Annotated in this window: 20 protein-coding genes and 1 pseudogene; 6 read left to right on the forward strand and 15 right to left on the reverse strand. The window is 62.6% G+C overall.

Annotation, left to right across the window (positions count from 1 at the left end; translation table 11 throughout):
- On the forward strand, positions 1-365 hold a 365-nt coding region (locus tag Q0579_RS02710), incomplete at its 5' end, for a MerR family DNA-binding protein (RefSeq protein ID WP_298808814.1).
- Here the strand turns inward: Q0579_RS02710 and dmeF (Q0579_RS02715) are convergent.
- The 3 genes from dmeF (Q0579_RS02715) to Q0579_RS02725 all read right to left on the reverse strand — a co-directional run bounded on the left by dmeF (Q0579_RS02715) (position 362) and on the right by Q0579_RS02725 (position 2,195).
- Positions 362-1,306 (reverse strand): CDF family Co(II)/Ni(II) efflux transporter DmeF, encoded by a 945-nt coding sequence (dmeF, locus tag Q0579_RS02715; protein ID WP_017980771.1) that lies wholly within the window; start codon positions 1,304-1,306, stop codon positions 362-364. The genes Q0579_RS02710 and dmeF (Q0579_RS02715) overlap by 4 nt on opposite strands.
- Before the next feature lie 10 nt (positions 1,307-1,316).
- Positions 1,317-1,592: a metal/formaldehyde-sensitive transcriptional repressor gene (locus Q0579_RS02720; protein WP_081609170.1), complete on the reverse strand. Its 276-nt coding sequence runs from the start codon at positions 1,590-1,592 to the stop codon at positions 1,317-1,319.
- Positions 1,593-1,742: 150 nt separating this feature from the next.
- Positions 1,743-2,195, reverse strand: coding sequence for a DUF3459 domain-containing protein (locus Q0579_RS02725; protein ID WP_273691746.1), 453 nt, complete (start codon positions 2,193-2,195; stop codon positions 1,743-1,745).
- A 33-nt stretch (positions 2,196-2,228) separates the two neighbouring features.
- Here Q0579_RS02725 and Q0579_RS02730 point away from each other — a divergent pair, with 33 nt between their 5' ends.
- A complete protein-coding gene (locus tag Q0579_RS02730; RefSeq protein WP_273691748.1) occupies positions 2,229-2,555 on the forward strand; it encodes a response regulator in 327 nt (108 codons plus the stop codon).
- A gap of 95 nt (positions 2,556-2,650) precedes the next feature.
- Here the strand turns inward: Q0579_RS02730 and Q0579_RS02735 are convergent.
- The 4 genes and pseudogenes from Q0579_RS02735 to Q0579_RS02750 all read right to left on the reverse strand — a co-directional run bounded on the left by Q0579_RS02735 (position 2,651) and on the right by Q0579_RS02750 (position 5,751).
- Positions 2,651-3,994: pseudogene (locus Q0579_RS02735) on the reverse strand (IS1182 family transposase).
- A 155-nt stretch (positions 3,995-4,149) separates the two neighbouring features.
- Positions 4,150-4,491 carry a Rap1a/Tai family immunity protein gene (locus Q0579_RS02740; protein WP_133497062.1) on the reverse strand — a complete coding sequence of 114 codons (342 nt, stop codon included), beginning with the start codon at positions 4,489-4,491 and terminating at the stop codon, positions 4,150-4,152.
- Between the two features lie 221 nt (positions 4,492-4,712).
- A complete protein-coding gene (locus Q0579_RS02745) occupies positions 4,713-5,612 on the reverse strand; it encodes a DUF1259 domain-containing protein (protein ID WP_170170975.1) in 900 nt (299 codons plus the stop codon).
- A 16-nt stretch (positions 5,613-5,628) separates the two neighbouring features.
- Positions 5,629-5,751: a hypothetical protein gene (locus tag Q0579_RS02750; protein WP_267903937.1), complete on the reverse strand. Its 123-nt coding sequence runs from the start codon at positions 5,749-5,751 to the stop codon at positions 5,629-5,631.
- A gap of 94 nt (positions 5,752-5,845) precedes the next feature.
- On the opposite strand from Q0579_RS02750, the gene Q0579_RS02755 reads away from it, so the two are divergent.
- Complete coding sequence (locus tag Q0579_RS02755; protein WP_018251372.1) at positions 5,846-6,796, forward strand: chromate resistance protein ChrB domain-containing protein; 951 nt, start codon at positions 5,846-5,848, stop codon at positions 6,794-6,796.
- Positions 6,797-6,798: 2 nt separating this feature from the next.
- Positions 6,799-8,202, forward strand: coding sequence for a chromate efflux transporter (chrA, locus tag Q0579_RS02760; protein WP_037477237.1), 1,404 nt, complete (start codon positions 6,799-6,801; stop codon positions 8,200-8,202).
- Here chrA and Q0579_RS02765 read toward each other — a convergent pair.
- The 3 genes from Q0579_RS02765 to Q0579_RS02775 are packed head-to-tail and all read right to left on the reverse strand — an operon-like array spanning position 8,199 to position 9,777.
- Entirely contained in the window at positions 8,199-8,549 is a 351-nt protein-coding gene (locus tag Q0579_RS02765; protein ID WP_018251374.1) for a DUF3147 family protein, read from the reverse strand. The genes chrA and Q0579_RS02765 overlap by 4 nt on opposite strands.
- A complete protein-coding gene (gene dmeF / locus Q0579_RS02770) occupies positions 8,549-9,490 on the reverse strand; it encodes a CDF family Co(II)/Ni(II) efflux transporter DmeF (RefSeq protein ID WP_018251375.1) in 942 nt (313 codons plus the stop codon). Before dmeF (Q0579_RS02770) ends, Q0579_RS02765 begins: the two co-directional genes overlap by 1 nt.
- 11 nt (positions 9,491-9,501) lie before the next feature.
- Complete coding sequence (locus Q0579_RS02775) at positions 9,502-9,777, reverse strand: metal/formaldehyde-sensitive transcriptional repressor (RefSeq protein WP_018251376.1); 276 nt, start codon at positions 9,775-9,777, stop codon at positions 9,502-9,504.
- 152 nt (positions 9,778-9,929) lie between these two features.
- On the opposite strand from Q0579_RS02775, the gene Q0579_RS02780 reads away from it, so the two are divergent.
- Positions 9,930-11,351, forward strand: coding sequence for an IS1182 family transposase (locus Q0579_RS02780; protein WP_298808850.1), 1,422 nt, complete (start codon positions 9,930-9,932; stop codon positions 11,349-11,351).
- Between the two features lie 6 nt (positions 11,352-11,357).
- On the opposite strand, the gene Q0579_RS02785 is transcribed toward Q0579_RS02780, so the two are convergent.
- The 3 genes from Q0579_RS02785 to Q0579_RS02795 form a co-directional block, all read right to left on the reverse strand.
- Entirely contained in the window at positions 11,358-11,924 is a 567-nt protein-coding gene (locus tag Q0579_RS02785) for a recombinase family protein (RefSeq protein ID WP_126053444.1), read from the reverse strand.
- Between the two features lie 334 nt (positions 11,925-12,258).
- Positions 12,259-14,442 (reverse strand): hypothetical protein, encoded by a 2,184-nt coding sequence (locus tag Q0579_RS02790; protein WP_298808853.1) that lies wholly within the window; start codon positions 14,440-14,442, stop codon positions 12,259-12,261.
- Positions 14,443-15,069: a hypothetical protein gene (locus Q0579_RS02795; RefSeq protein WP_298808856.1), complete on the reverse strand. Its 627-nt coding sequence runs from the start codon at positions 15,067-15,069 to the stop codon at positions 14,443-14,445.
- Positions 15,070-15,566: 497 nt separating this feature from the next.
- Here Q0579_RS02795 and Q0579_RS02800 point away from each other — a divergent pair, with 497 nt between their 5' ends.
- On the forward strand, positions 15,567-16,307 hold the full coding sequence (locus Q0579_RS02800; RefSeq protein WP_298808858.1) for a hypothetical protein: 741 nt from the start codon (positions 15,567-15,569) through the stop codon (positions 16,305-16,307).
- Positions 16,308-16,466: 159 nt separating this feature from the next.
- On the opposite strand, the gene Q0579_RS02805 is transcribed toward Q0579_RS02800, so the two are convergent.
- A complete protein-coding gene (locus Q0579_RS02805) occupies positions 16,467-17,009 on the reverse strand; it encodes a GNAT family N-acetyltransferase (RefSeq protein ID WP_298808860.1) in 543 nt (180 codons plus the stop codon).
- A gap of 128 nt (positions 17,010-17,137) precedes the next feature.
- Positions 17,138-17,502, reverse strand: a 365-nt coding sequence (locus tag Q0579_RS02810; protein ID WP_298808862.1) for an acyl-CoA thioester hydrolase/BAAT C-terminal domain-containing protein, incomplete at its 5' end; no start/stop codon positions are given.

Below are 17,502 nucleotides of genomic sequence, written 5' to 3' on the forward strand. Positions count from 1 at the left end.
GCGTCGGCGTCGAAACGGTGCGCTACTATCAGCGTCGCGGTTTGCTGGACGAGCCAGACCGGCCGACCGGGGCTGGCGCCGGAGGCGGCATCCGGCGCTACGGCACCGATGACGCCCGCCGCCTTCGCTTCATCCGCTCGGCGCAGGCAGCCGGTTTCACGCTCGAGCAGATCGGTGAGCTTCTGGCGCTGGATGCGACCGACGATCGCGCCCGCGCGCGCCAGCTCGCGGGCGAGCGCATTGCCGAACTGGATGCGAAGATCGAGGAGCTTGAGCGGGTGCGCGCCTCGCTTCGCCGGCTCGCACATGAATGCGGGTCAGGAGCGGAGGGACCATGCCCGATCCTGACCGCCTTCGAGGGCTAGCGGCACTCGACGGTCAGGTGCGCGATTTCATGAACCGGTGCGAGGCGGGCGCGGATATCGTCGCCGGTCACGCCCTGCCCGCCTACGACGCTGACGATCGCGGCGTGGGCTTCCGGACCGACGCGCCAGACATGAAGATCGGTGATACGCGCGTCGCCTGGCGCCTCGACCAACTCGCGCACTTCCTCCTCTACATGATGATCGGTCGCATCGAGCAACACGGACGCCGTGTCGCGCATCAGCGTCCATGACCAGCGCGCGATGACGATCGCACCGACGATGCCCATCACCGGATCCATCCAGACCCAGCCGAGATAGCGGCCCGCCAGCAGCGCGGCGATGGCGAGAACCGAGGTGAGCGCGTCGGCCAGGACATGGACATAGGCGGAGCGCATGTTGTTGTCACCGCCATGCGCGCCGTGCGCATGCCCGTGCCCGTGATGGTGGTCATGCCCGTGATGATGGTCGTGCCCGTGATGGTGCCCGCCCGAGAGCAGGAAGGCGCAGGCGATGTTCACGCCCAGACCGACCACCGCGATGAGCGTCGCTTCCCCGAATGCGACCGTGATCGGCTGAAACAGGCGAAGGATGGACTCGACACCGATCCCGAGCGCGATCAGGCCCAGCACCATCGCCGACGCGAACCCGGCCAGGTCGCCGACCTTGCCCGTGCCGAAGCTATAGGCCCGGCTGGAGGCATGGCGCTTGGCATAGGCGTAAGCGGCCGCGGCGACCCCGAGCGCGCCCGCGTGTGTCGCCATGTGAAAGCCATCGGCGAGCAGCGCCATCGAGCCGGTCAGATAACCGGCGATGATCTCCACCACCATCATCCCGGCGGTAAGCGCCACGACCCACAGGGTCCGGCGGGCATTGTCGTCGTGCGCCGCGCCCAGGAATACATGGTCGTGCGTGAAGGCGTCGATTTCGGGCAAAGCCGCCATGAAAAGCGTCCTATTTGGCGTAGCGGCGGATCACCGCCAGCAGTTCTTCGGCACCTGCCGCCCGCTCGGCATCATCGAGGCCGGGCCGCGACACATGCGCTTCGAGGTGTTCGGCGATAATCTCGTCCATGAGGCCATTCACCGCCCCGCGCACGGCGGCAACCAGATGGAGCACGTCGGAACACGACGAGTCCGATTGAAGTGCTCGCTCGACCGCGCCGACTTGTCCGGCGATGCGACGAACGCGGGCGACCAGATCGACATTGGTTTGAGACAAATGTGACATAGGATACCCCCCTAGCCTATAGGCCAGTAAACAGCAAGTCGGTGTCAAAACCGTCCGTGGCTGTTGAAAAAACCTAGTAGACGCTAATCCTGTCCAGTTTGGTATAATTTTCTGGATATCTGTATAAGTAATTTCGCTCCTAAATCGTTGTTAGGGGACCGATAGTATCGCTTCTGTCCATCCTGGCAGGGTCAGGTTGTTAGGTTCAAGAATGACACCATCATCGTCCGAAGTAAGCATCACAGTCGGCTTACCAGTGACAGTAACCTGCTGAACGTGTCTTGAAAAATTGATGGCAACAAAGACCGACCCGCGCCGATAAACGAACAAGGCCGGATGGTCTGGAAGAATGTCAACGTAACCGCTTGCTGCCAAATCAGGATGGCGCAATCTCCAGCAAATGAGGCGGCGGTAGAAACCGAGGACGGAGCTGTTCTTGCTCGTCTGAGTTGCGACATTGATCGTATTGAAGTTCGGGTTCACCGGTATCCAGGGCTTCCCCCGCGTGAACCCCGCATTGGACAGAGAGGACCACTGCATCGGTGTACGAGCATTGTCGCGACTGGTTTGCGCGATGTCCCGAAGATAGCTGGCGGCGGGCACCTTTCCGGTTTCTACGTCGTCCTTCCACTGACCATGCACCTCGACGTCGTTGAACTCACCGATCTCTCGCACGCGAAATGGCGTGTTTTCGAGGCGGAGAACGCGGACACGGCTATCGCCATTCTCGATCAACATCAGGAGATTCGCGTCGTTCTCACCGACGTGCAAATGCCGGGCTCGATGGATGGTGTGAAGCTGGCGCATTATGTTCGCGATCGCTTCCCGCCTACCGTCCTGTTCGTCGTATCCGGCGACGCGCCAATCCCTGAAAGCGAATTACCTGCACAAGCGACGTTTCTGCCCAAGCCATTCGATCCGCACAGGCTACTACGCCAGATCGAGAGTATGGCACGGGCTTAACTATCCCAAAAACGATCGAGACTGTTGAAAAAGGCATATGTGTGAGCAGCGTGGCGGATGGCTGTTGACGCCGGTCACCGGGGACTCGCTTCGTATCAGGCGGGCGCTGCCTGCCGCGCGAGCAGCTGGAGGTTGTAGGCCGCAGCCGCCATGGTGAACTCTTCGGCAGCTCCGGCGAGGCTACGTAGCTTGAGGGTTCGCAGGCCGAGGTTGCGTTTCAAGTGGCCGAACACGCGCTCGATCCGTTTTCGTCGGCGATGGGCCTGCACGTAAGCATCGGTGCCGGCAAGGGCGCGGACGGCGTCGCGAGCATCCTCGCTCACGAGGCGGGTGACGCCGCGTTTCTTGCCGATTGTGCATTGCGGCTTCAGTTCGCAGGCGGCGCAATCCGCCGGACGGCTTCGATAGACGCGGACCTGACTTGCCCGGTTGGTGCCGCAGTAGCTGAGCGGCTTGTCCGCCGGGCAGCGATAGGTGTCGGCCTCCCGGTCGTAGCTGAAAGCATCTCGGGTGAAGAAGGCGTCGCGTTGGCGGCCGCGGTCGATGACCGGAATGTACGGCGTGATGTTACGCTCGATCAGCCAGCCAAGCAGCGGACCACTGCCATACGCCTTGTCGGCCGAGAGGCTCGCAGGCGCGATGCCCAGCCTGGTTCCGGCGCGTGACACCAGCGTCCGGGTCGCCGCGACTTCGGCTGCAAAGCGCGCCGGTGTCGCTTCAACGTCGAGGATGCAGTCGGTATCGAGGTCGAGCAGCGGATTGATGGCGTAGGCATAACGTGCAGGACCGTGCTTGCAGGTGAGCGCCGCCTGCGGGTCGGTCGGCGAGATGCTGGCCGGCTCGACTGGCGCCGGTTCATCGGGACCCGGCGGCAGCGCGGCATCCAGCGCTGCCAAATATTCGGCGACAGGCCGCGACACAGTGTCCCTGCCACGAAGCTCATCTGCAGCGTCGGCGCCCTTCAGTCTCTTCTCGCGACTGGCGTCGGCCATGATCGTACTGCCGTCCACCGCCACGTCGCGCCCTGCCACCAGCCCGGCTGCTGCGCACTGTGCGACCACCTGCTCAAACAGCAGGCGATGCAGGTCACAGGCGCGGAACCGGCCGTGCCGGTTCTTGGAGAAGGTGGAGTGGTCGGGCACCCGGTCCGCCAGATCGAGCCGACAAAATCAGCGATAGGCGAGATTGAGATGCACCTCCTCGCACAAGCGCCGTTCCGACCGGATGCCGAACAGGTAGCCGACCAGCAGCATCCTGAGCATCATTTCCGGATCGATCGAAGGTCGCCCGCTCGCGCTATAGCTCGCTACCAGTGCCTCGCGCACGAAGCCGAGGTCCAACACGCTATCGATCCGCCGCAGCAGGTGGTCGCTCGGCACATGGTCGTCGAGCCGGAAGCCGTAGAACAGCGCACCCTGTGCTACTTGCCGACCCATCATATCCATGACCCTCCACCGCTATGCCGCAGTGAATCACGCCTTCATCGCCCTCGCAACCAGCCGTTTTTCAACAGTCTCGACCGATTGTTGAACAGGCTGAGCCGAGTGTCTTGCCACGATCAAGGCGAAGTAGCTGAGAGCTTTAGGGGAGCCTGTTAGCGGTTCACTTGCCCCGGACACGGCCAAGCCGAACTCAAGGCCTGTTCGGCCCCCGCGACCATGTGGACACTCTGAAAATAGCTGTCCCGTTCCGCCCAGCGCAGATAGGCCGCACGCAAGGCCGCACGATCATCGCGCGGCGCGCCGCACTCGGCCTTTCGCGCGACGATCATCATGTCCAGCACGCCTTGGAGATATGCTCCACACCTCTGCTCCGCGGCGCGGCAGCTCGCGAGAAGCGCGGCACCTTGCATGTCCGACTGTTTGGTTTGCGCCAGCGCCGGAGCATGAGGAGCGACCGCCCCCATCAGCGCCAAGATCATGGTTGCACGTTTCACCGTTTTCGTCCTTTCCGAACCCGGCTGGGCCGGGTGAAGGGGCGCGTCCGAGCTTAAGGTGCTGACACGCCTCAATCGCATTTTCATTCCTCGCTACCGAGCACCTGGCCTTCGGGCGTCACGAACAGCTCGACTGTCTTGCCAGCGCTGTTCCAGTTGCCCATCGGGCCGTGGTCGGGGTCGGGCGGCGATGACGGCCCGAAAAGCCGATCGCCTGATCGTCAGCTTCGTTGCAGGTTCATTTTGTCAAGGGCAGCGCGCAGGCCGCGGGCGAGCTTGGCTGCATCCTGGTTCGCCCAAAAGTGCATGAAGAACAGGCGCGGCTCGTCGTTCAGCATGTGATTGTGCAGTGCCGTAACTTCGATCCCGCTGGCGCGCAGCGCGCGCATGACCGGATCGACCTCGCTCGCTACCAGCACGAAATCGCCGGTGATCGCGGCCTTGCCGCCCCCGGTCGGCTGGAAGTTGATCGCGGTCGCGGTTCCCATCGTGGGCGGCGTGACCATACCGGCATCCATCAACCTTTCCGCGCGCGGGAAGCTGTATTGGAGGACGCCGCCATTCGGCTTGCCCTTGGCCCCCATCACGCCGTCAAGTGCGGCCGTGTTGAGATCGACGGGCGGCGAGCTGCCGGCCCCGGCTGAGGGCGGTTGCGAGTCCCTGGACGGCGCGGCGAGCGGGGTGCGGCTTTCCGCCAGCGCGGCGCGCAACGCGGTCGCGAGCTTCACCGGGTCGCCATGCCCGGCGATGTGCAGGTACATGGTGGCGGGCGCGGAGCGCAGCAGGTGATTGTGGAGCGCGGTGATCGTGAAGCCGCCGGCCAAGAGGCGGCTTATCACCGGGTTCACCTCCTCGTGCGTCAGCACCAGGTCGCCCATCACAATAGTGTCGTCACCCATCGGCTGGAACGCCGCCCAGGAGCCGAGCGCCAGTGCTGGCTTGATCGCCACGCCGTCGAGAGTGACGTGCAGGTCGGAGCGCGGGAAGCCGTAGCGATGGACACCGCCCGCCTGTTCGGTGCCCGGTCGGCCGAGCGCAGCATCGACCTTGTTCCAGTCGGGCGCGGCCCAGGCCGGGGCGGCGAGCGCGGCGAGAACGCCGGCCAGAAGGGGTTTCATCATCCAATCTCTCCTATCATCAGCGCCGGCACGGATAGGCTTCGCGCAACGCGACGGTCTCCCCGCGCTGCGCGTGCGCCGCGGTAGGAGCGATCCCGCCCGAGACGAGCAGCGCCAGCATGGTCCCGGTCAGACGTGACATCGCCCTCTCCTCGCGCGTTCGCCAACCCAAGCATGTCTATGGTTGCATGAACGATGATGCAACCGTTACACTCCAAAATCCGGATGATACAGTTATGACGAACGCCGAACCCAGCCCTTGGTTGCTGTTGATCCCGCAGCTTCCCGCCAAGCCCGCCTATTTGCGGGTGAAGGTGTGGCGGCGTTTGCAGGCGATCGGGGCCGCGCCGCTCAAGAACGCGGTCCACGCGCTCCCCAACCGCGCCGACACTCGCGCGCTGTTCGAGGATTTGCACCGCGAGATTGCCGACAATGGCGGCGAGGCGCTGATCCTAGAGGCGCGGCTGGTAGGTGGCATCGGTGACCCCGAGCTTCGCGGAACTTTCGACGCGGCGCGCGATGCCGATTACGAGGAGCTGGCGCGCGAGGCGCGGACCTTGGCGGAAGGCGAGTATGTTCCCCCCGGCGAGGTTCGCCGGTTGCGCCGCCGGCTGGACGAGATCGCCGCGATCGACTTCTTCGGCGCGCACGGGCGGCAAACGGCCGAGGCGGCGCTTGCCCCGGCGGAAGCCCGGGCGGGCCAGCACCCCGACGTGACCGGGCCGGGCGCGCCCGAGCTGGCCCAGGCCGAGCTTCGCGGGCGCACCTGGGTCACGCGCGTCCACATCCACGTCGACCGCATCGCGTCAGCGTGGTTGATCCGGCGCTTCATCGACCCGGACGCGACCTTCAAGTTCGTGGAGGGCAAGGGTTACGCCCCCGAGCCCGGCGAGCTGCGCTTCGACATGGCGGACGCCGAGTTCACGCACGAAGGCGACCGCTGCACCTTCGAGACGCTGGTGTTCCGCCGAGGGCTCGACGGCGACCCGGCGCTCGTCGCGCTGTCGGAGATCATCCACGACCTCGACATCGCCGACGACAAGTTCGGCCGGCCGGAGACGGCCGGCGTCAGCGCGCTGATCGAGGGGATATGCGCCGCCACGCCCGACGACCCCGACCGGCTCGCGCGAGGCGCGGGCGCGCTCGACGGCTTCTACGCCCACTTCACCAGGCGACGAGGAGAATGACGATGGAGGCGACCGCGACCGCGCCGATCGCAGGCCCGAGCCCGCGGGATCACGGCATCCCCTTCGGCGAAGCGCTGCGGGTCTGGGCCAAGGTTGCCGCCTTAAGCTTCGGCGGCCCGGCCGGCCAGATCGCGATGATGCACCGCGTGCTGGTCGAGGAGCGGCGATGGATCGGCGAGGAGCGGTTCCTTCACGCGCTCAACTATTGCATGTTGCTGCCCGGCCCCGAGGCGCAGCAGCTCGCCATCTACATCGGCTGGCTGCTCCACAAGACCAAGGGCGGGCTTGTCGCTGGCGCGCTGTTCGTGCTCCCCGGCCTGGTCGCGATCATGGCGCTGAGCTGGGTCTATGCGCTGTTCGGCAACGTCCCCTTTGTTGAGGCGCTGTTCTTCGGCTTGAAGGCCGCCGTGCTCGCAATCGTGCTTCAGGCCGTCGTGCGCATCGGCTCGCGCGCGCTGAAGAACAACGTCATGCGCGGGATCGCGGCGGCATCGTTCGTGGCGATCTTCTTCCTTGGCGTTCCTTTCCCGATCATCATTCTTGCGGCCGCCATCGCCGGCTTCCTTGGCGGGCGCGCACGCCACCCCGCCTTCATGGGCGGGGGCAGCCACGGTGCATCGGGCGGCAAGATCGTCCGCGATGCCGAAACCGCGCTTGGCGAGCACGTCCCCGACCACGCCCGCCCCAGCCTCGCATGGTCGCTCCGGATCAGCGGTGCGCTCCTCGCGCTGTGGCTCGCGCCGATTGCGGCGCTGCTCGCGTCAGTCGGACCGGGCAATGTGTTCACGCAGATCGCGCTGTTCTTCTCCAAGATGGCGGTGGTGACGTTCGGGGGCGCTTACGCCGTGCTCGCCTATGTCGCTCAGCAGGCCGTCGAAAACTACGGCTGGCTTCGTCCCGGCGAGATGCTGGACGGACTTGGCATGGCGGAGACGACGCCGGGGCCGCTGATCATCGTGACGCAGTTCGTCGGCTTCATGGGCGCGTTCCGGCAAGCGACCGGCTTGCCCCCGCTGCTCGCCGCCACCTTGGGGGGCTTGCTCACGACCTGGGTGACGTTCGTGCCTTGCTTCCTCTGGATCTTCCTGGGCGCGCCGTTCATCGAGAAGCTGCGCGGTAACAAGGCGCTGTCGGCCGCGCTCGCCGCCATCACCGCAGCCGTGGTCGGCGTGGTGCTCAATCTGGCGGTGTGGTTCGCGCTCCACACCCTGTTTCACCAAGTCCGCGCCCTGCCGATCGCCGGCAGGACGCTGGACGTGCCGGTGTTGTCCACCCTCGACCCGGCCGCGCTAGCGTTGACCGTCGCGGCCCTGGTCGCGATGTTCCGGTTCAAGTCGGGCGTGATCCCGACCTTAGGCGCGTGCGCCGCGGCGGGCGTCGCGCTTCGCTTGTCCGGGCTCGCTTAGAGCTGGAGCCCGAAGCGCGGCCCCACCCACGTCATCGCGAGGTAGAGCGCAACCGTGAGGAGACACCCCGAGGCGAGCGCCAGCCAGAACGGCGCGCCGCGGTTGAGCATCGCCGCAATGAGTAGGAACATCGGCAAGGACGGCAGCACGTACCAGAAGGTCGCGCCGGCATGGGCCGCCATGCGCGCCCGATCGTGCGTGTCGCGCCAGAGCCAGATCATGCCCAGCACCGAGACGAGCGGGAGCGAGGCGATCAGCGCGCCGAAACCGGGGCTGCGCTTGGCGATCTCCGACACGGCGACGATGATGACGGCCGATATGCCGGCCTTGAGAAGCAGGTAGAGCATCAGCGCACCTCGACCGTGAGGTGCGCCAGCTCGTGAACCGGCGCGAGCCGCTGGCGGACCAGCTCGCCATTCCGAACGCCGGCGACGCTGACGATCGCCGCGTGCGCTTCCGGTCCGACCTTCCAGACGTGCAGGTCGGTCACTCGGGCGTCGCCGGGAGCTTCGACCAGCTCGCGCACCTCGTCGGCGACATGCGCGTCGGTGCGATCGAGCAGGACGGCGGCCGTGTCGCGCATCAGGCTCCATGACCAGCGGGCGATGACGACCGCGCCGACGATCCCCATGACCGGGTCCATCCAGACCCAGCCGAGATACCGGCCGGCGAGCAGCGCCGCGATGGCGAGGACCGAGGTGAGCGCGTCGGCGAGGACATGAACATAGGCCGAGCGGAGGTTGTTGTCGCCGCCGTGAGAGCCGTGGGCGTGCGCATGATCGTGCCCGTGGTGATGATCGTGCCCGGGCCCGTGCCCGTGATGGTGGTGACCGCTCGAGAGCAGAAAGGCGCTGGCGATGTTCACACCTAGGCCGACGACGGCAATGATCGTGGCCTCCCCGAATGCGACCGTGATGGGCTGAAACAGGCGCAGCACCGATTCCACCCCGATCCCGAGCGCGATCAGGCCGAGCACCATGGCCGAGGCGAAACCGGCGAGGTCGCCAACCTTGCCGGTGCCGAAGCTATAGGCCGGGTTGCGCGCGTGACGCTTGGCATACGCATAAGCCGCCGCAGCGACCGAGAGCGCGCCGGCGTGCGTCGCCATGTGGAACCCGTCCGCGAGCAGCGCCATCGAGCCGGTCAGGTATCCGGCGATGATTTCGCCGACCATCATCACGGCTGTGAGTGCGACCACCCACAGGGTTCGGCGGGCGTTCTCGTCGTGCGAGCTGCCCAGGAAAACGTGATCGTGGGCAAAGCGGTCGATTTCGGAAGCGGTAGGCATCGAGCACAATCCTACTTGGCGTAACGGCGGATCACCGCCAGCAGCTCGTCGGCTCCGTGGGCGCGCTCCTCGTCCGTCAGCCCCGACCGAGCAACGTGCGCTTCCAGGTGTTCGGCGATAATTTCGTCCATCAGCCCGTTCACCGCGCCGCGGACGGCCGCGACCAAGTGCAGAACCGTCGCGCAGGAGTCGCCTGACGTGAGGCCGCGTTCGACGGCCCCGACTTGGCCGGCGATACGACGCACGCGTGCGATCAGGTCGGCGTTGGAACCGGAGAGATGAGCCATATACCCCCCTCCCCTATGCCGGGCAGATCGCAAGAACAACCCGGCGCATTACCGCTGTTCAGAAAACGGCCGGGGCCGTTGAAAAAGGCGGGGTGATCCGATCGCGTTCCTAACGGGTTCCCTGCTTCGACACATCGGGAGCAGCGGCCATGATGGGTGAGCAACAGCGAGGCGGCAAGGGTGCAGGTTGGCGGGCGCTGGGAGCGATGATCGCCGCCGATCACATCCTACGCAGGATAGACGGGCTGATCGACCTGGGTGAACTGCGCGATGCGCTCGCGCCGCACTATAGTCGCCGTGGGCGTCCCTCGATCGTGCCCGAATTGCTGATCCGCATGGCGCTGATCGCTCGCCTCTATGGCATCACGTCGGAACGCCGTCTGTGCGAGGAAGTCCGCTTCAACCTCGCCTACCGCTGGTTCTGCCGATTGCCGCTCGACGCGCCGGTGCCGCACCACTCGACGTTCAGCAAGAACCGGCATGGCCGCTTCCGCGATGCCGGCATCTTCCGCATCCTGTTCGAGCAGACGGTGCGGCGCTGCGCCGACGCGGGGCTGATCGCCCACAAGGATGCGGCAATCGACGCATCGTTCGTCGCGGCCGATGCAAGCTGGCAGCGCAAGATGCGGGATGCCGATATGGCCGCGCCCCGACTTCCCCGCCCGGTTTGTGAATGGCTGGCGGATCAGGCCAATGCTCCACCGCAGGAACATGGCGTACCGCGTGGCAAGCCGGCCGAGGTGTCACGCACCGATCCGGCGTCGGCATGGTCTGCGCGCACGGCGCGGGGCCGGTTCGGCTATGCCCTGAATGTCCTGATTGACACGCCGGGAGGGGTAACGATCGACGTGGAGGCCAGCCCCGCCCGCTTTGCGGCGGAAGTCGATGCGGGGCGGACAATGCTGGCACGGGCCGATGATCGGTTCGGCTACCGGCCAAAGCGTGTCGCGGCCGACACCGCCTATGGCAGCGCCGCGTTCCTGGCGTTCGTCACCGATCGCGGCACCATCCCGCATATCCCGGTGCTGGAACGATCCGAACAGACCAAGGGCAAATTCCCCCGCGAAGCCTTCCGCTATGAACGGGAGCAGGACCGCTATGTCTGCCCCGCTGGGAAGATACTGGCCTTTCGCGGTGCCGATCGTCGGGCCGGCTTCCTCCGATACAGCGCTAGTCCTGCCGATTGCCGCGCCTGCCACCTCAAACGAAAATGCACCGCAGGCAGCAACAGGTCGGTCACGCACAGCGAACATGAGAACGTGCGCGAGCTGGTGCGCGGCGAGATGCAGACGCCCCTGTTCAAGCGGTCGATGCGGCTGCGTCGAGGCGTCGAGCGGGTGTTTGCCGATGCGAAGGGCAAGCGGGGACTGACTCGCTTGCACCTTCGCGGCCTGCGCGGTGCCGAGGAAGAGTTTCTGTTGGGTGCGACGATTGCCAATCTCGTGCTGTTGGCCCGCCCCGATGCGCAACCGGCCCAGACCCGCCGCCCGCCTCCGGTGCCGGAACGCATCGACCACATGGCCCGGATCAGCCGGGGCCGGTTCGAGCAATCCTATTACGCGACGATCTTCTGACGCCAATTAACCAGGTTCGCGCTCGGTCGCAGGGAAGTGGCGATAGAAGGTGGAACGGCCGACCTGTAGCAGCTTCGCGACCTTCGCTGGTTTGTCGCCAGCCTTGAGCAGCTTGCGGGCGGTGTCGAGCATGTCGGGCGTCATGACTGACTTGCGGCCTCCGCCCGTGCCGCCCTTGGCCCGTGCCGCTGCCAAACCGGCAATCGTCCGTTCCTTTATCAGCTCGCGCTCCATCTCCGCGACGGAAGCGAGGATATGGAACAGCAGCCGCCCGGATGGAGTGGCCGTGTCGAACCCGTCCGTCAGCGATCGAAAATCAATCTTGCGAGCGGACAGGTCGGCCGCCAGTTCGATCAAGCCCCCGATCGAACGGCCAAGGCGATCGAGCTTCCATATCACCAGCGTGTCACCCGCCCGCACGAAATTGAGGGCTTCGGTCAGACCGGGACGGTTCAACTTCGCGCCGCTCACCTTGTCGGTGAACAGCTTTTCGCACCCGGCCTTGGTCAGCGCATCGGTTTGTAGTGTCAGGTCTTGGTCGGAGGTCGAGACACGCGCATAACCAACCAGCATGAGTCCCGTTATCCCATCTCAAACAGCGAATTTCGGGACTCATATTTCGGGAACATATTTTGGGAAAGCCCCAGCGGAGATACGACGCATTTTTGTGGCGGTGACGATCGTCCCGTTGGAGGTTCCCATTCGGGACGGCAGGTGCCGACCACGGCTCGTCGTTCTCCGACGCGGTCGTAAACGGCCGCTTTTGCCTTAACCCGCCACCCCGTCTCGTCGAGCGTTCCGGCACTAGCCCGGCCAAGCTACGCCATCCAAAGAGCCCAATTTATACCTGGATACAGCCGCTCACTACCGCATAGTGAATGGGACATGCTTGACACGTAATTGCGGGTTATTGCGCCAATTCCGCGACGCTCCCCCAAATTCGCCGATCCTCTTCCGAGGCACGTTCCAAAAGGGCGCCAGGGTTGATGATGTGAATAAATTCTCCGCGCTTTCCTGACGCATCTTTCCTGTCTGTTCGGCGCAACCGGCCTTCGTGAGCGAGCTTCTCTTCGATCGCAGGCCAGAGATCTTCCGATAGGTAGCGTCCCGCAGGGTCAAATGGATCGCTTTTGATAAAAAACTGTCGCAAAAATACGCGGGCAACTTTCTCGAGAAGTCTGGTGGCTTCGTTCTCTGCCTGCGACTCATCACGATGGGTCTGATGCGCAGATACCCAGTCGTTGATCTCCTCCGGATTATACAGCACCGCCGTTTTACCTGCGGTTTCGACCATCAAGCTGCCCACAGCGGGTCTCGTTGCCCCGATCAAAGTTTGCTCGTCGACGACCAATACTGAAGCTGAGCATTGATCAAATGTTATAGCTGATAAGTTAGCTCCTCTGCAGTCGAGGCGATTGATACCGACCTCCACCATTCGAGCCGAACCGGTAGTCCCAAACAGGACCACATCACCCGCGTTAGCGCGCTCAATAAGAAGCTCATCTGAAGAATCTACGATGGCTGAAGTTACTAGCAGACTGGTAACGTTATCGCTAAGTCTTTCTGCGCCAGCATCGTTGCGCATCAGTGTGATCAATTTTGATCGAAGATCGTTAAATATCTCAGTGGGCAAATCCAACATCTGCTCGCCCGCGATTAGAAGTAAGTCAGTTCCAAAGTAGCCGCGTCGCAAAAAGCGCGGCACCTTACCTGACAGCACCTCCTTGAACAGGGCACTTGCGAGAAAATGATTCGATATTTCCGTATGTGGAAATCGCCGAAATCCCTGTCGAGTATCGACGTCCATAAGGGCGAACGAACCCGCTTTGTGACGAAGCTTGGCTAAGTCGGAGGGGTCCTTCAGTGCACGTTCAAACGTGAGATCAACAGCCAACTGTAAAAATGGCAAATCAACGGATTCTGTCTCGGCTTCGGCCATTTCAAGCGCCACTAGCTCGAACAATTCCCACAGCAACTTGGCTGCAGTCGGCTCATCCATGTTTACACGCTGAGTGATCAACTTAGCTTCACGCTGGAGGAAGCTTTTCACAAGGAAGTCGCGTGGGCTGACTAGGTCTCCTAGGACGGAGTTAACGCCACCTAGTGGTGCGATCGTGCTCAAAAAGTACGGTCGGAGGACATAGGAGTCAGGCTTCAATAGCTCATTGGCTTCGCTGGAGTTGAGCTCCTCGGCTGACCAACCGATCTGCGTAAGCCATGTCTTCGCCGTCGCTGGGCTGATGGGCGACAGGCTGGCGTGCTTAATATCAACCTTTGCGCTGAGATCGTGTAGCCGTTCGGAGAATTTCGTGAGATCAAAGAAGGTATCTCGCCCTGCTAGAATAATCGGCCCGCCGGACTCGATCTCATTGAGAAAATCTCGAAGTACTGACCAAGTATCAGCATAGCCCTCGGCATCGACCAACTCATCGAATCCGTCAATCGCGATTTGCAAAACGCCATGACGGACCAAAGCTGGCACTTGGTCATACGTAAACCTGCCGCGAACGAGCTGAATCGATAATGCAATCAACTCATCCAGGCTAACTAAGCGTCGCCCACGATTTGCGACGTGTAGAACGGGTGGCTGATTGCCGTCTCGTCCGTAACTCTCTGCACGCGAAAAAACGAGCTGAGAAATAAGGGATGTCTTACCCACCCCGGCGGACCCATCTAGGAGAATGAGGCCGATAGGCTTATCGTGCGGTTGCCTTTCCTTAAGGCTCGCTAGCTGTTGAAAAGTGTTGAGTGTAAGAGGCTCTCTATCAATTTCACCCTCAGGCTCGATAAAATTGCCAACGCGTTGTGAGTCCAATAAGCGCCGTTGATTGTCTGCGAGAACCTGAACACTTGAAAAGTATTGTGAAGCAAGAAGCGAACGCAGGCTTGGGAAGTCACGCGTGACGGGTTCCCCGTCTTGTGAGGTCTGAAGCCGCACGTGGCCGGAGTCTGCGGCCAAGGTAATGGTATGGCCTTCGCCGTCGCGGGTCAGCAAAACCCGGATTGTTTGTCCATTGGCCAACACGTCGACTTCCGTTGCCGGATCCGCGAACGGGCGAAGGTCGCGCTCCAAGAAATCAGGCAAGATCATTTAAATCCCCTCAAGGACAGAGACAATCCGACGGGTGTCCAAGTGCCTGCTCCCATGGTCTGGGCGAAACATGTGGACGTTAGCGCCCCAAGCCTCAGCTGCAAACACACCCGGCAATAGGTCGTCATCGTTGCCATAGACTAGATGAATGTCATCACGAGAACTACGGGAAGACTGTAAAAGATCGCAAACTAAGCTAGTATCAACCATCTTCTGCCTTACCGTCTTCGTGCCATCCGCCTCTTCTAGTTTTCGTAAGGTATCATACAATGGCATTCTTTGCCCCCCGATGAGCATCGACGTTGCAACTTCGATGTCGATGCCGAAGGAGACGTTCCTAATAGCGATCGTGCTTGCGTCTTGCAAAAATCTGCTCACCGCTTGGTAATCAAAGGTCTTGCTCTTGCCGCTATACCAACCGTGGTAAAGTCGCCAACGAACCCGGAACAGCGACTTCGAATCCAGAGCTGTCAGGTGAGATGCGACGATGCCCTGAAGGGCCGAAAAGACCTGCTCGATCTGCCGTGCGGCGCGCTTGAGATCGGAGGTCTGGAAGCGATCCGCAGGAGCAATCCGACGGGCGGTATCCCAATCCAGGAATACGATAGCTCTACGGACAGATGCCATTGTTCAGCCTTCGGAATTGCCGGCAGATCGACCAAATTCGGTATGTGGTTGCCGTTTCGATTCCACGCCGTTCGCCTCCCATCTACCTTGGGGCGGTGCCTGAGAAATCGTCGGCAGTCTAGGCCATCCTCTCGGTGTAGGAGTGGAGCGTTGGTCTTATCAGTTCGAGGGATTCCAAGACGCCTTTCTTTGCACTGGAAGCTACATTGGCCCCACACACCAAGACCGGACAGATTGCAGTCGACCAAGCTTGCCCGTTCAATGAGCTAAGGTCGCCGAATGCGCGAATGTCGGCCCGTGTCGCAAGCCGACATATGGCGAACCGGACGAGAACGACGGCTTTGTCCCACATCACGCCATTTGAGAGGGCTGAAGCCGTCCCGTTATTCGATCCCAAACGGGATAGCTGCGGCCGTCCCTTTCAGTGTTCCTAAGCGGGAATGCCGGATTAGTTGTAGCCGCATCCACACCGACTGGACGTCAAGAAGGGTGTATCGATGGACCGCAGTACCTTACGCGTGGTCGGTGCCTGCCTAGCGCTGCTGGCATCGCTCGTGTTCGCCGGTTGCACACTTGGATACGAGCAGCTGCCTACATACCGCTACCGCCTGACCGTCGAGGTAGCGACGCCCGAAGGAGTTAGGAGCGGTTCGGGCGTGATCGAGGTGCACACGTGGCAAGCAGGGTCGCAGACCATCCCGAGCCCAGGAGCGATCAGAACGCGAGAGAATGGCGAGGCAATTGTCATCGACCTGGGGCCGCAAGGTACCGTGTTCGCGCTGATGCGGGCTGGTAACTTCATGGATTGGCCTGGCAGCGTCGCGCGATCGCTGATCCCGCCTGTAAAAGGCGACACTTACAAGGTGAGACGCGCCGAAATCGCGGCGATCACTGCTATCCGCGGCGTTCGCGAGGTGCCACCGACCTTCGCCTCCGGCAGCAATCAGCTACAGAACTGGCCCGACCTCGTCCGTTTCGCCGACCGCTCGCGACCCGAGACGATCCGCTGGATCGGCCCGCTCCCGAACGGTCGCATCCATCCATCCCAAATGGCCATTCGCCGTGTGACGTTCGAGATCGTAGACACGCCAGTTACACGCAGGATTAATCGCCAGCTGCCGTGGCTGCGCGACGCTGTCGGAGAGACAAGGCTTCCCACAGACCTCGACCGCGCCGGGCTTGATCCCTTCATCCCGCCGCTTTCCACGTTTGATTTCACTAGGAATGTTGACCGATGAAGGGGTTGGGCGAGTTCTGCTCACGGCACCCTGCAATTTAAAAGACCTTTGGGGTTCGCACGCACACAAACGCCTCATCATCAGGTTTCCCGTTTCACTATCCCATTGGGACGGTGGTCGTCGTCTCGGTAGCCGTTCCCATTCGGGAAGGCGGTTAGGTCAGATCATAGGAGATAGGTCCGGCCAACCATACGCTACCTCATGTAAGGTCGTATCGCCGTCCGCGACCTCCCTTTGGATAATGATTGTGCCGCCCAATCTCTCGTAGAATCCGCGCGCGCCCAAATTCTCGCGCAGCACCCAAAGGCCCGCGCTTGGCATTGACCGAGCTTCCAGATCGCGTGCCATGAGGGTCATGAGCGCGCGACCCACGCCAGCACCTTGTTGTAAGCGCAGGATATAGATCGCGCCGAACTCACCGGCAAAGCCGCGCGCGCGCATCGTTTCGTCACGTTGTCCGCCACATGCGCCAAAGCCTACCATTTCGGCTGCACTCTCGGCGACATAGACCCGTGTTCCGTTCGGGCGGGCGGGAGCGCCGAGGACCACGGTCCACATCGCCGCCCGGCTGTCAGCCGACAGACTCGCGAGCATTTCTTGAGGAAGTAGCCCGGTGTAAGTTTCGCGCCATGACATGACGTGCAGCTCGCCGATCGCCGCTGCATCTTCAGCAGTTGCCAAGCGGTAATCGACCATCGGCATCCACGCTCCCTTACCAACGCCGGATCAGCATGACGTTGGCCAAAGAAACGAACAAGGCGGACTTTCCCGATCAACCATCTTTAGCGAGTTCATCGAACGCACCGTTCGCGTTGTCTGTGGTGCAAACCTCAAAACCTTTGCATCAGAGTCTTCCTCAGAAATCCGATGGTTTGTCTCCAGCTGTCGGCGCGTGCTGCGTTGTTCCCGACGTTCGTACCGCCCAAGCTGTCCAGATGCGACTTTGCGAGACGCTGCGGGGATACCGGAGCTCCGAACACCGCGTGGCCGGCATTCGGATACACAAGCACGGTAACCTTGGGATGCCCCGACCGTCCAGCACGTGCCTCGACCTGCCGAGCCATAGGGCAGGAGGGCCACATAGCGTCGTTTTCGCCGCAGATAAGAAGCACGGTTGCCGCGATGCGTTCGATCGGAATCTGTGGATCGGCGTGGAAAAGGGACCCCGTTAGCGGGGTGATCGGCGTCGAAAAGG

Source organism: uncultured Sphingomonas sp. (assembly GCF_936927845.1).
Taxonomy (GTDB): Bacteria; Pseudomonadota; Alphaproteobacteria; order Sphingomonadales; family Sphingomonadaceae; genus Sphingomonas.

Coding starts and splice junctions, on each gene's coding strand:
- dmeF (WP_017980771.1), bottom strand. CDS start 1,306: ATGGCGGCTTTGCCCGAAATCGACGCCTTCACGCACGACCATGTATTC.
- Q0579_RS02720 (WP_081609170.1), bottom strand. CDS start 1,592: ATGTCACATTTGTCTCAAACCAATGTCGATCTGGTCGCCCGCGTTCGT.
- Q0579_RS02730 (WP_273691748.1), top strand. CDS start 2,229: ATGCACCTCGACGTCGTTGAACTCACCGATCTCTCGCACGCGAAATGG.
- Q0579_RS02745 (WP_170170975.1), bottom strand. CDS start 5,612: ATGATGAAACCCCTTCTGGCCGGCGTTCTCGCCGCGCTCGCCGCCCCG.
- Q0579_RS02750 (WP_267903937.1), bottom strand. CDS start 5,751: ATGTCACGTCTGACCGGGACCATGCTGGCGCTGCTCGTCTCGGGCGGG.
- Q0579_RS02755 (WP_018251372.1), top strand. CDS start 5,846: ATGACGAACGCCGAACCCAGCCCTTGGTTGCTGTTGATCCCGCAGCTT.
- chrA (WP_037477237.1), top strand. CDS start 6,799: ATGGAGGCGACCGCGACCGCGCCGATCGCAGGCCCGAGCCCGCGGGAT.
- Q0579_RS02765 (WP_018251374.1), bottom strand. CDS start 8,549: ATGCTCTACCTGCTTCTCAAGGCCGGCATATCGGCCGTCATCATCGTC.
- dmeF (WP_018251375.1), bottom strand. CDS start 9,490: ATGCCTACCGCTTCCGAAATCGACCGCTTTGCCCACGATCACGTTTTC.
- Q0579_RS02775 (WP_018251376.1), bottom strand. CDS start 9,777: ATGGCTCATCTCTCCGGTTCCAACGCCGACCTGATCGCACGCGTGCGT.
- Q0579_RS02780 (WP_298808850.1), top strand. CDS start 9,930: ATGGGTGAGCAACAGCGAGGCGGCAAGGGTGCAGGTTGGCGGGCGCTG.
- Q0579_RS02785 (WP_126053444.1), bottom strand. CDS start 11,924: ATGCTGGTTGGTTATGCGCGTGTCTCGACCTCCGACCAAGACCTGACA.
- Q0579_RS02790 (WP_298808853.1), bottom strand. CDS start 14,442: ATGATCTTGCCTGATTTCTTGGAGCGCGACCTTCGCCCGTTCGCGGAT.
- Q0579_RS02795 (WP_298808856.1), bottom strand. CDS start 15,069: ATGGCATCTGTCCGTAGAGCTATCGTATTCCTGGATTGGGATACCGCC.
- Q0579_RS02800 (WP_298808858.1), top strand. CDS start 15,567: ATGGACCGCAGTACCTTACGCGTGGTCGGTGCCTGCCTAGCGCTGCTG.
- Q0579_RS02805 (WP_298808860.1), bottom strand. CDS start 17,009: ATGCCGATGGTCGATTACCGCTTGGCAACTGCTGAAGATGCAGCGGCG.